The sequence below is a fragment of the Bacteriovorax sp. As-1 genome, from assembly GCF_058446905.1.
In genome coordinates, this window is sequence record NZ_CP184341.1 from 3,363,254 (window position 1) to 3,378,219 (window position 14,966).

Annotated in this window: 16 protein-coding genes; 8 read left to right on the forward strand and 8 right to left on the reverse strand. The window is 42.2% G+C overall.

Features of this window, described 5'->3' with window-relative positions; all coding sequences use genetic code 11:
• Positions 1 to 22 precede the first annotated feature (22 nt).
• Positions 23 to 640, forward strand: a complete 618-nt coding sequence (locus ACN20O_RS17085; protein ID WP_491635419.1) for a murein L,D-transpeptidase catalytic domain family protein — start codon at positions 23 to 25, stop codon at positions 638 to 640.
• Here ACN20O_RS17085 and ACN20O_RS17090 read toward each other — a convergent pair.
• Positions 607 to 1,515, reverse strand: a complete 909-nt coding sequence (locus tag ACN20O_RS17090; protein ID WP_491635421.1) for a DMT family transporter — start codon at positions 1,513 to 1,515, stop codon at positions 607 to 609. The two genes, ACN20O_RS17085 and ACN20O_RS17090, sit on opposite strands and share 34 nt — an antisense overlap.
• 59 nt (positions 1,516 to 1,574) lie before the next feature.
• Between ACN20O_RS17090 and ACN20O_RS17095 the strand changes: the two genes are divergently transcribed.
• The 5 genes from ACN20O_RS17095 to ACN20O_RS17115 all read left to right on the forward strand — a co-directional run bounded on the left by ACN20O_RS17095 (position 1,575) and on the right by ACN20O_RS17115 (position 6,062).
• Positions 1,575 to 2,264 (forward strand): DUF4097 family beta strand repeat-containing protein, encoded by a 690-nt coding sequence (locus ACN20O_RS17095; RefSeq protein ID WP_491635424.1) that lies wholly within the window; start codon positions 1,575 to 1,577, stop codon positions 2,262 to 2,264.
• Between the two features lie 57 nt (positions 2,265 to 2,321).
• On the forward strand, positions 2,322 to 3,248 hold the full coding sequence (locus ACN20O_RS17100; protein WP_491635426.1) for a SelL-related redox protein: 927 nt from the start codon (positions 2,322 to 2,324) through the stop codon (positions 3,246 to 3,248).
• 67 nt (positions 3,249 to 3,315) lie between these two features.
• Positions 3,316 to 4,929, forward strand: a complete 1,614-nt coding sequence (gene asnB, locus ACN20O_RS17105; RefSeq protein ID WP_491635428.1) for an asparagine synthase B — start codon at positions 3,316 to 3,318, stop codon at positions 4,927 to 4,929.
• Positions 4,926 to 5,576: a pseudouridine synthase gene (locus ACN20O_RS17110; protein WP_491635430.1), complete on the forward strand. Its 651-nt coding sequence runs from the start codon at positions 4,926 to 4,928 to the stop codon at positions 5,574 to 5,576. The genes asnB and ACN20O_RS17110 overlap by 4 nt, the downstream gene beginning before the upstream one ends.
• Before the next feature lie 75 nt (positions 5,577 to 5,651).
• The gene (locus ACN20O_RS17115; RefSeq protein ID WP_491635433.1) at positions 5,652 to 6,062 is read left to right on the forward strand and encodes a hypothetical protein; all 411 of its coding nucleotides are present in this window, start codon (positions 5,652 to 5,654) and stop codon (positions 6,060 to 6,062) included.
• A gap of 11 nt (positions 6,063 to 6,073) precedes the next feature.
• On the opposite strand, the gene ACN20O_RS17120 is transcribed toward ACN20O_RS17115, so the two are convergent.
• Positions 6,074 to 7,195 (reverse strand): hypothetical protein, encoded by a 1,122-nt coding sequence (locus ACN20O_RS17120; protein WP_491635435.1) that lies wholly within the window; start codon positions 7,193 to 7,195, stop codon positions 6,074 to 6,076.
• A gap of 126 nt (positions 7,196 to 7,321) precedes the next feature.
• Here ACN20O_RS17120 and ACN20O_RS17125 point away from each other — a divergent pair, with 126 nt between their 5' ends.
• Together ACN20O_RS17125 and hemB are read left to right on the forward strand one after the other, a co-directional pair.
• Complete coding sequence (locus tag ACN20O_RS17125) at positions 7,322 to 7,750, forward strand: SufE family protein (protein ID WP_491635437.1); 429 nt, start codon at positions 7,322 to 7,324, stop codon at positions 7,748 to 7,750.
• Between the two features lie 15 nt (positions 7,751 to 7,765).
• Positions 7,766 to 8,749 (forward strand): porphobilinogen synthase, encoded by a 984-nt coding sequence (gene hemB / locus ACN20O_RS17130; protein WP_102243552.1) that lies wholly within the window; start codon positions 7,766 to 7,768, stop codon positions 8,747 to 8,749.
• Positions 8,750 to 8,775: 26 nt separating this feature from the next.
• On the opposite strand, the gene ACN20O_RS17135 is transcribed toward hemB, so the two are convergent.
• The 6 genes from ACN20O_RS17135 to menD all read right to left on the reverse strand — a co-directional run bounded on the left by ACN20O_RS17135 (position 8,776) and on the right by menD (position 14,954).
• The gene (locus tag ACN20O_RS17135) at positions 8,776 to 9,711 is read right to left on the reverse strand and encodes a trypsin-like serine peptidase (protein ID WP_491635439.1); all 936 of its coding nucleotides are present in this window, start codon (positions 9,709 to 9,711) and stop codon (positions 8,776 to 8,778) included.
• 152 nt (positions 9,712 to 9,863) lie between these two features.
• Positions 9,864 to 11,075 (reverse strand): hypothetical protein, encoded by a 1,212-nt coding sequence (locus ACN20O_RS17140; RefSeq protein WP_491635441.1) that lies wholly within the window; start codon positions 11,073 to 11,075, stop codon positions 9,864 to 9,866.
• 39 nt (positions 11,076 to 11,114) lie between these two features.
• Positions 11,115 to 11,303 carry a hypothetical protein gene (locus tag ACN20O_RS17145; RefSeq protein ID WP_491635443.1) on the reverse strand — a complete coding sequence of 63 codons (189 nt, stop codon included), beginning with the start codon at positions 11,301 to 11,303 and terminating at the stop codon, positions 11,115 to 11,117.
• Between the two features lie 119 nt (positions 11,304 to 11,422).
• Positions 11,423 to 12,331 (reverse strand): enolase-like domain-containing protein, encoded by a 909-nt coding sequence (locus ACN20O_RS17150; protein WP_491635445.1) that lies wholly within the window; start codon positions 12,329 to 12,331, stop codon positions 11,423 to 11,425.
• Complete coding sequence (locus ACN20O_RS17155) at positions 12,328 to 13,209, reverse strand: 1,4-dihydroxy-2-naphthoate polyprenyltransferase (protein ID WP_491635447.1); 882 nt, start codon at positions 13,207 to 13,209, stop codon at positions 12,328 to 12,330. The genes ACN20O_RS17150 and ACN20O_RS17155 overlap by 4 nt, the downstream gene beginning before the upstream one ends.
• Positions 13,206 to 14,954: a 2-succinyl-5-enolpyruvyl-6-hydroxy-3-cyclohexene-1-carboxylic-acid synthase gene (gene menD, locus ACN20O_RS17160; protein ID WP_491635449.1), complete on the reverse strand. Its 1,749-nt coding sequence runs from the start codon at positions 14,952 to 14,954 to the stop codon at positions 13,206 to 13,208. The genes ACN20O_RS17155 and menD overlap by 4 nt, the downstream gene beginning before the upstream one ends.
• Positions 14,955 to 14,966 lie beyond the last annotated feature (12 nt).

Sequence of the window (14,966 nt, forward strand, 5' to 3'; positions counted from 1 at the left end):
TTAAGGGCGATAAAATGGATTTATGAAAAATTCATTTTATCCCGGACTCTTTGCAGGCCTTTTTCTTTTGTTCACTCAAATCGCCCAGGCGCAAAGTTTTAGAGACTATTCACATTTAGATCCCGATCAGCTTGTTCCCAAAAATTTATTAAAAGAGGCCATCGCTTATTTTGATTCTCATCTTGAGAAGATTAAAAATCAGCGCTTGATGGGTGTGATTGATTTCAAACAGCATAATTCTAAGGAACGTTTTTACATCATTGATATGGAATCAGGAAGAGTCGAAACTTACTTGACGGCCCATGGGAAAAATTCTGATCCAGATTATGATGGATATGCGACAAAGTTTTCCAATACACCAGACTCGCTGATGAGCTCTCTTGGCTTCTACCTGACTGCCGAAACATACAATGGGCAAAATGGTTATTCGCTTAGACTTGATGGACTCTCAAGCACCAATTCAAATGCTCGCGCCCGCGCTATCGTTATTCATGGAGCAGATTACGTGAAGCCTGGGAAAAAAATCGGCAGAAGCTATGGTTGTCCGGCACTGGAGATGCGCTATCACCAGGACCTCATTGATCGTTTAAAAGGCGGGACCCTTCTTTATGCTGGTCTTGGGGCCACACCACTTTTTTGAGGCTTTTTAAGCGCCAGTAAATTCCCAAAGAAACAAAGTAGAATCCCAACAAAAAGTTGGGGAGTGAAGACGATGTTTTCAAACACCGACGAAATAATCATGGCAATGACCGGGGAAATGATGCTCGTATAGGCTGCTCGGTCTGCTCCAATTGTTCCCACTAATGTCTGGTAGGCCCAGAAGGCCACAACTGTTCCAAAAAGACTTAAGTAAGTCAGAGAAAAAAGAAATGATGGAGTAGTCGGAAAGTAAAAGCTCTCGCCCTGGATGAGCCCGATGATTAAGCTAAAAGCTGCCCCATACAACATCCCCCAGGCATTAAAAGTCATGACTGGAACTTTGAGTTGATGGTTTTTATAGGCAAACATATTTCCAATCGATGCAAATAAGGTAGCTACGATCCCAATAACAATTCCAAAGATTGTGACTTTGTCGGCGCTGAAGTTAGAGATCTCTCTCCAGAATAAAAAGATGATCCCAAAAAATCCCATGATGGCGCCGTAGATAACGTTTTTATAAATTTCTTTTTTATAGATGAGTTTCATTCCCAGCATGTTGAAGTAGATGAGAACGGTAAAGGTTAAAGCGACCAGTCCCGAATTGATGTATTGCTCAGAAACATAAGTCAGGATGTAGTTTAAGCAGAAGTTAAAAAGGCCCTGGAGCATAAAAAACTTGTGATTGGCGAGCGGGTATTTCAAGCTTTTTTTGATAAAGAAAATATTGATGGCAAACATCATTGCTGCGGCCAAAACATAGCGGAAGAAAACCCCGGCAATTGGACCTGTGCTATCGATTTGGAACTTAATGACAAACCAGGTTGTCCCCCAGATAAGAGAGCAAATAGAGAATAAAAGTATGTTTCGAGAGTTCATTTTAAAAGCTTTCTCTGCTAGGATTGTAGGACAACTCCATTTTAACTAACGGGTGATTTATGTCATTAGTTTTATCTCTTTTTATCGCACTTATTTCTGGGAATGTTTTTGCTGATGTGGCCAATCCACTTCGTTTTCCTTCAAACGGAATTAAGTCGCTAAGTGTATCGGTACCAAAAGGTAAAATTGTACTGGTTTCATCGAAGACACAAAAAGATATCAGTGTTTATGTGGTGGAACAAAACTCCAAAGAAAACAGCAAATGCATCAAGACCATTGGCCTGGAAAATACTCAACTCAACGTCAAAATCACGAGTGAGAATATTATCTTTGAAAAAGCTGACTGCAATTATGATGTGACAGTGACAGTTCCCGTCTCACAAAATTTTGATATGAATATTTCATCAGGAACGGCTGCTGTAACTGTCAAAGATATTAGTGGAGCACTCGATGTTAAAACAGCGACTGGGAGTGTAGGTGTCTCAGGGGATGTTTTAAGAAATATTTCGGCAAAAACGGCAACAGGGGCCATGTCATTTGCCTATAAAACTTGTTCAGGAAGGGCCGACCTGGATTTAATGAGTGCTACTGGCAAGATGACTCTTTCACTTCCATCAACTTGTAAGATTCGCGTTGATTATAAGAGTGCCACGGGAAAATTATTTAATGCGATCGGAGAAACCGAAGAATATCAAGTATTCATTAATGGTAAAAGCGCCAGTGGTGACCTCTCTATTGCTAAAATTTAGGTCTGTCTAAACGCGGTCTTATTTCCCAAGGTAGAAAAGTCAGGTTAGAATCTTGGTATGAAAAATTTCTTTACTGTTGATGTTAATCAAAAAATCCTAAGAACAAGTGCCATTTATGGCCTGTTGTGGGGTCTGGTCGTAGCTCTATTTCCTCAAGGATTTTTGCGTCTTTTTGGAGTTGAGCTGTTTTCAGGGGTTGAGTTCTGGCAACTCTTGGGAATGGGGGCCGCAGTAATGGGGGTAGGTTACTTTATCGCCAGCTTTGATTCGGATAGGTATTGGCCGATAGTTATGGTCGGTTTACTTTCATCGCTTTTAGGCACTTTCGTTTTTGCTAAGGCCTTAGTCACTCACATTTTTCCTGCCCCATTTTCTTTGTTTATGTTGCTTAGTCATGCCATCTGGCCTCTTCCTTTTTACTATATTTTGCTTTGTGCTTACGACAATGAGATTGCAGAAGACAGTGAGCCTAAGAAATTCAGTGACCTGATTAAGTATGTTCGCACTTCCCAAAATATTTCTCTCTTGGAATTGTCTCGCAATCACAATGTCCTTTTAGTTTTTGTACGCCACTTCGGGTGTACATTTTGCCGTGAAACAGTGGCGGAGATGTCTAAAATTGAATCGGCGATTAATGAGCGCCATTTGACTCCTGTTTTTGTTCACATGAGCGATTTGGACTTCGGCAATGAGTTCTTCGCCCGTTACTATCAGCATCCCGTTCACCACGTTTCTGACCCCGGTCGCGCCCTATATAAAAGTTTAAATTTAAAGCGCGGAAGCCTTTATCAGCTTTTTGGACCCATGACCTGGATCCGCTATATTTATGCTGGAATTTTAAAAGGTCATGGTGTTGGACGCCTTGAGGGTGATGGCATGCAATTGGGCGGAGTTTTTGTCTTGTCTCAGGGGCAAATTCTCTTTGAAGAGAAGGCTAAATCTGCCACTCATATGTTCCATTTAGACACTCTTCCAAAATTTTAGGCCAGCATGCTATGATGGAAGTATGTTTTTTGGTTCACAAAAAACATTAATCCAGGGAGTTTGGTAGATGTGCGGTTTTATCGTAATCGAAGGAGAGTTTGATTCTTCTCAGTCTTCTAGCGTCTTAGGTCCTTTTAAAAATCTTTACAATAAACTCACTCACCGCGGTCCTGACGATCACAAAGTTGTGGCCTTTAAAAAAGGTGTCATCGGCTTTCACCGCCTGGCCATCATGGATCTTTCACCTCTTGGGGCCCAGCCTTTTTCAACTTCATCTGGAAATATGCTGGTGTGTAACGGCGAAATTTATAATTACCTTGAGCTTAAAACAAAATGTACAAACCATCAGTTCATCTCTCACTCTGACTGTGAAGTCCTCTTGCCCCTCTATGAAATGTGGGGAATGGAAAAAATGGTGCAGTCCCTTGATGCTGAATACGCTTTAGTTATCTGGGATGAGAAAAAAGGCAAACTCCTGGCCGCCCGTGATCCTATGGGAATCAGGCCACTTTTTTACGGAAAAACCAAAGAAGGAAAAATTGCTTTTGCCTCTGAGGTAAAAGCTTTAGTTGACGTCTGTTCTGAAATTACACCTTTTCCTCCCGGGCATTATTATGACGGCGAAAAATTAATTTCCTACCTGGATCTTTCAAAGGCCGAAAGCTTCCATGAGCTTTCAAATCCTGAGATCCTAAAAGGTATCAACTCTCGTTTGCGTGAGGGAGTAAAAAAGAGGCTGCAGTCAGATGCTGAGATCGGATTTCTCTTAAGTGGAGGTCTTGATTCAAGTCTCGTCTGTGCTATTGCTCAAGAGATAAGTTCAAAACCGATCCGCACTTTTTCTATCGGGATGACCGATGATGCGATCGATTCAAAATACGCTAAAGATGTGGCCGATTACATCGGCGCAAATCACACTAACGTGACCATGACAGTGGCCGACGTTTTGGGGGCCCTGAGACAAGTTGTTTACCATCTTGAGACCTGGGACATCACAACCGTGAGGGCCTCAATTGGAATGTATTTGGTGTGTAAGTACATCGGAGAAAAAACCAATATCAAAGTTCTTTTAAGTGGTGAGGTGAGCGATGAGCTCTTCGGTTACAAGTACACCGACTTTGCACCGAGTCCGGAAGAGTTCCAGAAGGAAGCAGCTAAAAGAATCCACGAGCTTTATATTTACGATGTACTTCGCGCTGACCGCTGTATTTCGGCCCATTCGCTTGAGGCCCGCGTGCCATTTTCAGATAAAGACTTCGTCCAGTTTGTGATGGGGATTGACCCAAAATTAAAAATGAACACGACGGGGATGGGGAAGTTTCTTTTAAGAGAGGCGTTCAAAGCAGGCGACGGAGAAAAGAAGCTTCTGCCAGATCATATTCTTTGGAGAGACAAAGCAGCCTTTTCAGATGCCGTCGGACACAGTATGGTGGACGAACTTAAGGCCTATGCCGAAAAACAATACACCGACGAAGACGTGAAAAACGCTTACAAAAAATATCCGTACAAAACACCGTTCACTAAAGAATCGCTTTTATACCGCGAGATTTTTGAAGAGTTCTATCCAGGTCGCGCCCACTTAATTAAAGATTACTGGATGCCGAATCAGACCTGGGAAAACTGTAAAGTAACGGACCCAAGTGCCCGCGTTCTTCCTAACTATGGGGCCAGCGGGAAATGAGTTTCTACGACATCGTTTTAGAGAATGAACACTTTGTTATTGTCGACAAAAAGGCCATGGTTTTAAGTGTTCCCGGCCGAATGGGCGAAGACGATGGACGTCCGGTTCTGGGAAAAATCCTGGAGAGCGATTTAAGGATCACCATTTATCCGGTTCACCGCCTGGACTTTGAAGTTCAGGGGCTCATTATGTACGCCAAAACTCCTGCCGCCCACAAGGCCGGCAATGCCTGGTTTGAAAAAAAAGAAGTTCTTAAGACTTATGTGGCCATGACAAAACCGCTTCCTGAGGCCCGCGAGATATTTAAAGTGGGTGAAAGCTACAACTGGAAATGTAAATTACTGCGTGGAAAAAAGCGTGCCTATGAAGCTCCTCATGGAAAGGAGAGTTTAACCACGGCCTTTTTAGCAGGTGTAGAAAATGGGGTTTTTCATTGGGAAATGAACCCAATCACCGGGCGCTCTCACCAACTTCGTTATGAACTCTTCCGCCATGGACACCCGATCATCGGCGACGCTCTCTACTCATCCAATGAAGAGTTTTCTCAAAATGGAATTGCTCTTCGTGCATTCAAAATTGATTTCACCAAAGCACCTCGCGCGAGTGAATTTTTGCTCCCAGAAATTTTAGAGATTAAAAAATTTTAGATTGCCAGCGTGTTTCGAAAATCTTTATACTAAAAAAACAACAACAAAACTTTTTTTACTATGAGGGTGAAAAAAATGGTCGGATCACGTTTGCAAACAATGTGCTTATCACTTCTATTACTGGCTTCTTTCGGAGCAAGTGCCGCTATCGACGGCAGAGCAATGAATGCTCAAGGGACGAAAAGTGCCCAGATGGTCAATCTTAACCTGCAGTTTAAAGCAAAGAACAAAACGGTCAATTCAGACCTCACAATGCCTTTTTACCAGACAGCGGAACTAGAAAAGAAAGTCGGCGACAAGAACGTCCTTGTCGAAATTAACCCACGCCGTGGGAAGCATGCTGATGAAATCGCTCTTGAGATGAAATTCTACAAGGCGAGTGGTACCCGTGCGTTCTACAAAAAAGAAATCATCGCGAAAGTTAACCAGGACTCGCGCGTGTCTTTCCGTGGAATGTCGGTAAGAGTAAGACCAGTTCTTAACTAGACCCGAAAATTTTAGCGATTCATATAATCTATGAGCTGTTTCACAAAAGGGATCAGCTCGATAGAAATAAGCGCGATAATGATCAGCTCGAGCAGATGGCTTCGTCTTGAGGTAATGTTGTCCAGAAGGAGCTTACAGAGCTCGGCCATATTATCTAGCTTATTGTCGATTGAGCCCTGCCAGTCAGAGAACCTGAACTTATTTGAGGCCGTTCTAAAAACAGTTGAGTGATAAAGGTCACCGATGACCTTAAGAGAGTTTTCTACGGCCTCAACAATCTCGGCGATCTCAATATATTTTTGACCCGCTTCAAGCGCTAAATCCGTATAGCGAGACGAGAAAATGCTCATCTCTTTAAGTTCTACTGCTGAGTAGAGATCCTTTAGTTTTTTATCAAGAAGATCATCGTAGTAGCGCATCTCCAGGAGCTGGTTGAGGGCAAACTCAATAACGTCCGGGATGTCCATTGAGCCGCTTGGCTCAATAATAAAGGCCGAGTTCCAGTCGATAATGGCCAGGTCGTTTTTATAGTATTGCAGCTTTGAGCTGTAGATACGCTCTTTAATTTGCGGAGCAAGTTGGTCGCGTTCTTCATTGATGATTAGGGCCGCAATGTCTTCTTCGGCCAGAATGGTCGAAGCGTCTTGGTAATTGTTAGCGAAACTTTCAATGTAGTAGAGGATATAATCTTCGTTGACTTCCCACTCGTTGGTCTTGGCCATAGAGTCTTTAATCTGCAAAGAGAGCTCGCGGGCCTTGCCTCTAGCATAGACGTCAAGCAGGTCGTAGTTTTGGATGCGATCTGAAATCGCGCGCAGTTGATCAATCGTTGTGCCTTCAGTAATCGGGAAATCAAAAGTAATTGAAAGCGCCCCGAATTCCCAGATTTTAGCACTGACTTCCGGATTGAAGGACATGTCGTGGTCAGAGTAAGCATAGTTTCCAAGCGAGACACTTAGAGGGTCGTTGGATACGATCACGGCCTGTTGGTTGATCTTTTTTAGTTTGAACTTTGAGCGGGCGGCGTTTTCTTGCTGAAGGATCTTCTCGGCCTTTTCCAGGTCAATTTCCTCTCCGATATCGTAAACGCGGTAAACTAAAATGCGGCCTTTTTTGATAGTGTTTTGACTCATAAAAGTATTCTAACATACCTAGATTATTTAGGAATCTTTTGAGTTCGTAGGAATAGTTTTTCCGTCCTCCCCGTGCTATAAGAAGGGGGTATTATCCACTTATGATTTAAACCAAAAGAGTCAGGAATGATTAACGAGAAAATTGCAGGGCTGATTGCCGATTTTAAACGCTTTAGCGATTGGGAAGAGCGCTACAAACATCTTATTGAGATTGGAAAGAAGATGCCTGCAATGGATGATAGTAACAGAATCCCCGCCAATCTAGTAAAGGGTTGTCAGTCACAAGTTTGGTTGCACGCTGATTTGGTGGATGGAAAAATTTTTTTCCAGGCCGACAGTGATGCTTCAATTGTTAAAGGGATCGTCGCTCTTTTGGTGAGCGTTTACTCTGGATCGACTCCGGATGAAATCCTGATGACGAAACCGACGTTCTTAGAAGATATTGGACTTCGCGAGCATCTATCGATGTCGAGGGCCAATGGATTAAACTCAATGATGAAACAGATTTCTTTTTTTGCTATGGCCTACAAAGCTAAAATGCAAATGCAAAAATAACGAGAGAGATTATTTATGTTAAATATCAGCCGTCCAAGAAGAAACAGAAAAACCGATGCCATCAGAAGACTGGTGCGTGAAACTCACTTAGGCCCTGCGGATTTAATCGCACCGCTTTTTGTGAAAGAAGGATCAAACCTTCGCGAAGAAATTAAAACGATGCCGGGAGTTCACCGCTTGTCAGTGGATGAGCTGATTAAAGAATGCCGCGAACTTTACTCACTAGGTATTCCTTGTGTGTCTTTATTTCCAGCGATCGAAGATAAATTAAAAGATGCAAAGGCAAGCGAAGCCTACAATCCTAATGGGATTTATCAGCGCGCGATTAAGGAAGTTAAAAACGCTCTTCCTGATTTAATGATTATGACTGACGTTGCTCTTGATCCTTATTCAAGCGATGGGCACGATGGTTTAGTCGACCCGAAAACAGGCGAGATCCTAAACGACCAGACGCTTGAAGTGCTGGCGAAAATGGCCATCGTTCAGGCAAACTCTGGAGCTGACATTGTTGGCCCTTCAGACATGATGGATGGACGCATTGGTTATATTAGAGACGCTTTAGATGAAGAAAATCACATCAACGTCACGATCATGTCGTATGCAGCTAAATACGCTTCCGCTTTTTATGGGCCATTTAGAGATGCCCTGGGATCAGCTCCGAAAAAAGGCGATAAAAAAACTTATCAAATGGACTACGCTAACGTTAGAGAAGCTCTTCGTGAAGCTTACCTGGATGAATCAGAAGGCGCAGACATTCTCATGGTAAAACCAGGACTGCCGTACTTAGACGTAATTAAAACGCTAAGAGACAACACAACTCTTCCTATTGCAGCTTATAACGTAAGCGGAGAGTATGCGATGATTAAGGCCGCGGCCGCTCAGGGCATGATGGATGAAGAAAAGGCCATCATTGAAATGCTTTGGTCGTTTAAGAGAGCGGGAAGTGACATGATCCTGACTTACTTTGCTAAAGATGCAGCTAGATTATTGAACAAATAAAAAAGGGGAGCTTAGCTCCCCTTTTTTTATAGACCTGGTACCTTGTTAATTCTCATGACTTTTTCATAAGTGTTTAGGTGAGAGTTGGTTAAGTGTCTCGACTCTAAACATTCTTTTTGCGGATTATAAACGAAGTCTTCCGCCCCTTGGACTAAGATCCCTTCAACTTTTCCATTTCTCTTATTGAAAACCGGAGACCCTGAGTTTCCACCGTATGAATCCAGGTTCGCTGTAAAGTAATGTGAGCGAAGGAAAAATGACCTGATTTTTGTTTCTCTTTCAATATCATTCATGCGACTAACCACCGCACCATCAGTTGCTTTCATCGGAAGGCCCATCGGGTGACCGATAACGACAAGCGGAGTGTTTAATAAAACGCGTCCGAATTTTCTCGTCTTAAGTGGAACATAACCTTCAACATTGCGGTCTAGTTCAATCACCGCGTAGTCGCTGACTTCATTTTCGTTGTATACGTATCTTTGTGTGTTGATTTTTTTACAAGAGTAAACTTGCGATGATTTTAACTCTGTCGTGTTGTCTTTAAATCCAAAGACCCACTTATTGTCAGCACATTCTTTTTCATTAAGCATGCAGTGTCCGGCCGTCACTAGTGTTTTAGGGCCGACTAAAAATCCCGAGCAGTTTCCGAGCGAAACTTGTTCAGAGAAGCGCTCGTCTCCACAGATTTGTGGCATCGAACTTTTTATTGGAATATTCGGAAAGAGAATTCTTGTTGGATCGTTTCTATCTTCAGTTAATCTTCTCTTGGGAACGCGTAGAGCGATTGATTGAGCTTTTTGAATAAACGATGCTTCTGAATACTGATCGACTTCTACGCGGTCGTCGTTACCGTAGATAAGGTCAGTTCCCGGAAGCGAAGCTTCGTCAAAAGCAAGTAGTGGTGATGAAATTGTAAGTACTAGAGATGTTATCCCTAGCGATCTTAAAAAAGATCTTCCCATAAAGGCCCCCCAAGGCTTAGTAGCAAAATGTCCCCAGCACATAGATACGTCCCGGGATATAGAGAGGCAATGGAGGTTGTAAAAGTTTCCCTATAAAAAAGGCCTGCTCGAAGGCAGGCCTTTTATGAAGTAATTTCGATAGTTAAGTCTAATTAGAACCAGAAAGAAATGCTCGTCGCCAGCTTGTAAGCGTCTCTGTTAGCGTTTCTTACGTCTTGAACGAACTTAAGTCCTTTTACGCCATTGCTTTCAACAATTTTCTTCTCATATAAACCACCAAATGTGATTTGAGCAGATTTTGTGATCTTGTACTTAATGGCAGATTCAATCTTATAAGTTTTGATCTTGTTTGTGACGTTACTCTTGTTTTTTTGAGCTGTCGTTGGAGTGTAGTTGTTAGTAAAAGTTCCATCAACTTCAGTGAAGTCTGCGTACGTGTGCTGAAGATCTTTTACGTAAAGGCCTTCAACGTTTTCAACTAGAGACCATTTTTCGTTTAAGTAATACTCCATTCCCACTTGAAGGAAGTATTCATTTTTAGCTTTTGTTGAGTAAGCTTCGTAGGGAAGTTTAGAAGAAAATCCATAAAGAGCATCAACCCAGATTTCCATTGCGCTGCTTTCGTAGTTTGCACCAACGTCTACCGCGTAGTTTGCTTTGTTGTGGTATTTGTTTTTGTAGTAGAACTGGCCGAACGTTAGTTTAAGAGAGTCAGTTGCAAAAAGTTCAAGTTTGTTAGCAAGACCTAGTTGCTTACTTGTGTTGAAGGCCGTGACTTCTTCAGTTCTGTATCCAGTGATTGTTTTCTTTCCACCTGAAGCAGTAGAAGAAACGTATTGAAGTTTATTGTCCTGGTTTGAGTAAAGCTCAGTGCTATCACCCCAAAGAGTGAACTGGTTGATGAAGCCCAGAGAGCGTCCACCAATAGAAGTAGCAAGGAAAGCTTTACGGCTTACTTTTCTGTAGTTGTTGTCTGACTGGATAACTGTTCCGCCGTCCTGGTATGAGTTTTCAACTGCACCCCAGTGAAGGTTTTGGAAGCGAACAACACCTTTTCCAAGCGAGATTCTTATGTTGGGAATCCCTTTGTAAGTCGCGTAGGCTTCTTCGAAAATGTTGTTTTCTTTGTCGAGCTTTCCATCAAGATCGAGTTTGATTGCAGCAGACATATCGTCTTGTTCAGCGAAAATTTTCAGGTCGAGAACTCCAATACCAATAACTGAAGCACCTCTAGAACCTGCAACTTTCTCGAAGTTTAATGCATCCAGAGCGATAAAACCGCGTACGGAAGCGTCGAATGAATGTGCCTTGAGTGGCATTAGACAACATGGCGCTAGGATAAGCGTGAAAAGAAGCTTTTTCATAATCCCCCCGGATCAATAAATTAGATGGGGGGATCTATATCATCTATTGCTTTCTTTTTCTATACATCTTTCGACTTCGTCAAAATATGCATGGTACTCACCTTTAACCGGGCAAGAGTCTGAAGCTACGTAACGTTTTGGAGACCCTTCCGTGGTTTGGTGTGAACATGACACCAGTACTGAAGAAAGTGTAAGAATTAAGCCCATTGTGATGACAGATTTCTTCATATCATCCTCCTTTTGATTATTTTACTCCCGTTTCTTATACGGGTGAAGCTAAGAATAGTTGCCTAGTCGACATTTATAAGATTTGTCTAAAATGATTTTAGTGAATTTTTTTTACGACTTTATTGAAGGAAATGAGAAAGTCCGTGAAATTCCATTGGACGTTTGCGGGCCAGGAAATAAAGACCTTCCATAATAGTAGGGTGTTCGAAGCTCGAACTGATGATGGCACGGTTTTCGGGATGATTTCTTAACCAAAAACTAACAAAACTAATCCCAAAAAGTGAAGGTTTAATGACCGCTGGCCACGCTATATGCGCTTTCATGGCAAATTGTTCAAAGGACTCATCGATGGCCACTGGGATTTCAGCACGTTTTTCAAAAACCAAGGTGTCGTAGAAATTTTTAAAAGGCTCTTCAATGTAATCAATGTTGTGAAAAGCTCTCTCTGGAATATGTGTCTTTAGAATCTGGTAAAAATCAATCATCTCATTGATCTCAAACTGGCGGTTGCCATCAAGTCTGAATTTTAATTCGGGATTGATTTGATGAAGTTCGATAAGAAGATTTCTTGTCGCAAGGAGATTGCGATCAATTTTAATTTTTATGCATTGAGAGGCCTTGAATTTATCCAGGTCATCACCAGGGCGGTAGAGATCATTGATCAAAATCTCTTCATGGGAAAATAACTGCGGTTGAGTGGTGCGGATCATCTCCAGAAGAATGGCCTCGATATTAAAAAGCGCTTCAGCTTTTAGAGAATTTAAAAAATTATCAACAGGCACTAGATTAAAGAATCTTTTCTCGAAATCAATCGCCGAAAAATTAAAGTGGTAGTTCGTGAAGAATTTATTAATTTTTAGGCCCAGCTCTTCTAAAGTGCTTTCATGAAATCCAGGAAGGACAGAGACAAAATAATCTCTTTCTAAAATAGTGACTTTTAAAAACCTGTTTTTTGAGATCACTTTGCCTCTCACCGGAACCGGTTTGGTGTAGGAAAGTGTCTCAAAAGAAAGTTTTACATCCATCATAGGTTAAAGCTTACCACCATTCCAATCGCGGCCAGGAGACAATAAAGCAGATTGTATTGAGCTGTTCTTGCCAGGGCCAAATTGAGTTTTGAATCAATCGGGTGATAAAGAATCTGCAGCCACGTTTTGTGGAAGAATAGCGGCAGGAATAAAACCGGAAAAATCCATTTAAATTTGTAGGCCACCATTAGATAAAGGCAGACCAACGTTGAAAGTAAGATGGTGCTCATACAAAGAGTGCGCTGGAATTTTTCGCCAAAACGAACAGCCAGTGTGCGCTTATTTGTGTCGCGATCAGAGATGATATCGCGCAGGTTGTTTACCGCCAAAATGCAGGCAGAGATAAACCCTGGGCCCATTCCTGAGATGAGAGCAAGTCTTGAGATCTCATGAGTCTGCAGATAAGTCGTTCCACTTACAGCAATAACTCCAAAGAAAATAAAGGCCGCAACTTCACCAAGGCCATTATATGAAAGTGGAAACGGTCCACCGGTGTACCCGTAAGCAAAATAAAGTGAAAGAAGACCAATCACCATAATCACCGGCCCTCCGACATACATCAGGTAGATTCCCAAAAGAAAAGCAATACCCAAGGTTAAAATCAGAGCGTTCTTCATTTTAGTTAAGCTAATAAGTCCGGAGCTCGTCACGCGAGTTGGCCCCAGGCGAGTGTCGTTGTCTACACCTCTTACAGCGTCCAGGTAATCGTTAGCAAGATTTGAAGCAATCTGTAGAGTGAGAGCACATAGTGCTGTCAAAACGGCAATGAGCACGTTGATAGACTTAATTTCGACGTAAGCGACAGCAAGACCCAGCACAACCGGGGCAAGAGAAGCAAAGAGAGTTTTCGGGCGAATTGCCAGCATCCAGTTTTTCATAGTTTGATAGTTCTCAATTGGTCATAGACCGATTTGTTAGTGTTGTGATCGATGAAGATTTCCATCATCGTGTGTGTTGTTTTCGTTTGCATGTCTTTAAAGGCCGCGAGGAAGTCTTCACGGTTTGAAACACCGACGTAGTCGATTCCAAAACTTTCAGCGGTCTTTTTGAAATTCTGTCCGTGTGGGCTTGTGATGTAATCCAGGACAGATTTTTCACGGTGAATAGGAAGCAGAGTGAAGATTCCCCCTCCATCGTTATTGACCAGGATGATTTTCATCGGCGTCTTTAAGTCTTTTAGAAAATAAAGTGAGTTTAAATCGTGAATGAAAGCGACATCGCCCACCACCAGGTAAACTTCTTTTTGAGTCCCATCAATAAAGCCAGCAGCAGAGGCCATAAAACCTTCAATTCCGCTGACTCCGCGGTTAGTGGCGACTTTGATATTCTTTCTATTCTCGTATGAGAAGTAAGCATCAAAAGTGCGCACGACTGTCGAGTTTCCTATATAGAGAGTCGAGTTGTCAGGCATATGATCGATGATCGTTTTTGAGATGCTCGGGTAGGCCAGTGGCCCTTCTTCAATAAGTTTAATTTTATTTTTTGAAAGGGAATCAAAGTTCAGGTTTAATTCTTTCTTTGGAAGTTTGGCCCCTTCAAAGAAACTCATGATTGAAGTCAATGTCGAATTGATGTGAGCGTTGATTCTAATTTTTGTATGGTGAGAAGGGTCTTCTTTTTCCAGGTTCAAATTCAGGGTCACTAAATTAATTTGTGGAACCTGCTTTAAAAAAGAATAATAGTGCTTTGATGTCAGACGTCCACCGATATGAAAAACGGTCTCTGGTGGATTCTTAATTAATTCACTCTGAACTTCAGGGTGATCAAAAGTCGGAAGGGCATCATCAGTCAGGTTAAAAGCATATTTAAGTGAACTTGAAACATCAAAGTATGTCGGCCAGTTTAAGGTTTTAACAAATTCTTTTACTGCTTCTGTCGACTCGTGAGGAGCAAGACTTCCCACAACTAAAAGACCTGTTTTAGATTTTTTAAGAATACCTGCGATTTCCGCAATGGCATTTTTATCCGGAACAGTTTCTAAATTCACATAGCGAGTTGACGGGCCTTCGCGATTAATCTGAATGTTGGCAAGATTGATATACTCCGCAGGGATATTTGTCTGCGTGTCTTCAAGCGGGTCTCTAAAAGCGCAATTAAAATGCACTGGCCCTTTTTGCGGGTAAAGTGATTTATGAATCAAGTTCGATAAACTAGACGTCATCGCCAGTGGGCTGATTTCAGCGGAAGGAGCACCAAAGTTCATTTCTCCTTGAACGTAGTCGCCGTAAAATTTTGTTTGATCAATTGTCTGGTTGTCATCACAGAAGGTCAGCTCAATTGGACGGTCTGCTGATAAAACAATTAAAGGCAGGTTTGATTTTTTTGCTTCAACCACCGCAGGCGTGTAGTTGGCCATGGCCGTTCCCGATGTACAGACCAGGACAGAAGGTTTTCCTGTTGCCTTAGAGTACCCAAGTGCCCTGAAGGCCGCCGCTCTTTCATCCATGCAAAGGATGATAGAGAGGTCTTTGTTGAAACCTTGGAGGTGAATCATCGCCGCAATGAGAGGTGCGTTTCTCATTCCTGGTGAAAGATAAAACTGGGTGATGTTGTTTTTTAAAAACTCATCAATGATTAAGCTTGCCCAGACGCGGTTGATGTTTTGTGAAAGTAGTTTTTCCATAAATGTTCTTTC

What these genes read in the sequence shown, in the direction of transcription:
- ACN20O_RS17085 (WP_491635419.1), top strand. Translation starts at nt 23, where the DNA reads ATGAAAAATTCATTTTATCCCGGACTCTTTGCAGGCCTTTTTCTTTTG.
- ACN20O_RS17090 (WP_491635421.1), bottom strand. Translation starts at nt 1,515, where the DNA reads ATGAACTCTCGAAACATACTTTTATTCTCTATTTGCTCTCTTATCTGG.
- ACN20O_RS17095 (WP_491635424.1), top strand. Translation starts at nt 1,575, where the DNA reads ATGTCATTAGTTTTATCTCTTTTTATCGCACTTATTTCTGGGAATGTT.
- ACN20O_RS17100 (WP_491635426.1), top strand. Translation starts at nt 2,322, where the DNA reads ATGAAAAATTTCTTTACTGTTGATGTTAATCAAAAAATCCTAAGAACA.
- asnB (WP_491635428.1), top strand. Translation starts at nt 3,316, where the DNA reads ATGTGCGGTTTTATCGTAATCGAAGGAGAGTTTGATTCTTCTCAGTCT.
- ACN20O_RS17110 (WP_491635430.1), top strand. Translation starts at nt 4,926, where the DNA reads ATGAGTTTCTACGACATCGTTTTAGAGAATGAACACTTTGTTATTGTC.
- ACN20O_RS17115 (WP_491635433.1), top strand. Translation starts at nt 5,652, where the DNA reads ATGGTCGGATCACGTTTGCAAACAATGTGCTTATCACTTCTATTACTG.
- ACN20O_RS17120 (WP_491635435.1), bottom strand. Translation starts at nt 7,195, where the DNA reads ATGAGTCAAAACACTATCAAAAAAGGCCGCATTTTAGTTTACCGCGTT.
- ACN20O_RS17125 (WP_491635437.1), top strand. Translation starts at nt 7,322, where the DNA reads ATGATTAACGAGAAAATTGCAGGGCTGATTGCCGATTTTAAACGCTTT.
- hemB (WP_102243552.1), top strand. Translation starts at nt 7,766, where the DNA reads ATGTTAAATATCAGCCGTCCAAGAAGAAACAGAAAAACCGATGCCATC.
- ACN20O_RS17135 (WP_491635439.1), bottom strand. Translation starts at nt 9,711, where the DNA reads ATGGGAAGATCTTTTTTAAGATCGCTAGGGATAACATCTCTAGTACTT.
- ACN20O_RS17140 (WP_491635441.1), bottom strand. Translation starts at nt 11,075, where the DNA reads ATGAAAAAGCTTCTTTTCACGCTTATCCTAGCGCCATGTTGTCTAATG.
- ACN20O_RS17145 (WP_491635443.1), bottom strand. Translation starts at nt 11,303, where the DNA reads ATGAAGAAATCTGTCATCACAATGGGCTTAATTCTTACACTTTCTTCA.
- ACN20O_RS17150 (WP_491635445.1), bottom strand. Translation starts at nt 12,331, where the DNA reads ATGATGGATGTAAAACTTTCTTTTGAGACACTTTCCTACACCAAACCG.
- ACN20O_RS17155 (WP_491635447.1), bottom strand. Translation starts at nt 13,209, where the DNA reads ATGAAAAACTGGATGCTGGCAATTCGCCCGAAAACTCTCTTTGCTTCT.
- menD (WP_491635449.1), bottom strand. Translation starts at nt 14,954, where the DNA reads ATGGAAAAACTACTTTCACAAAACATCAACCGCGTCTGGGCAAGCTTA.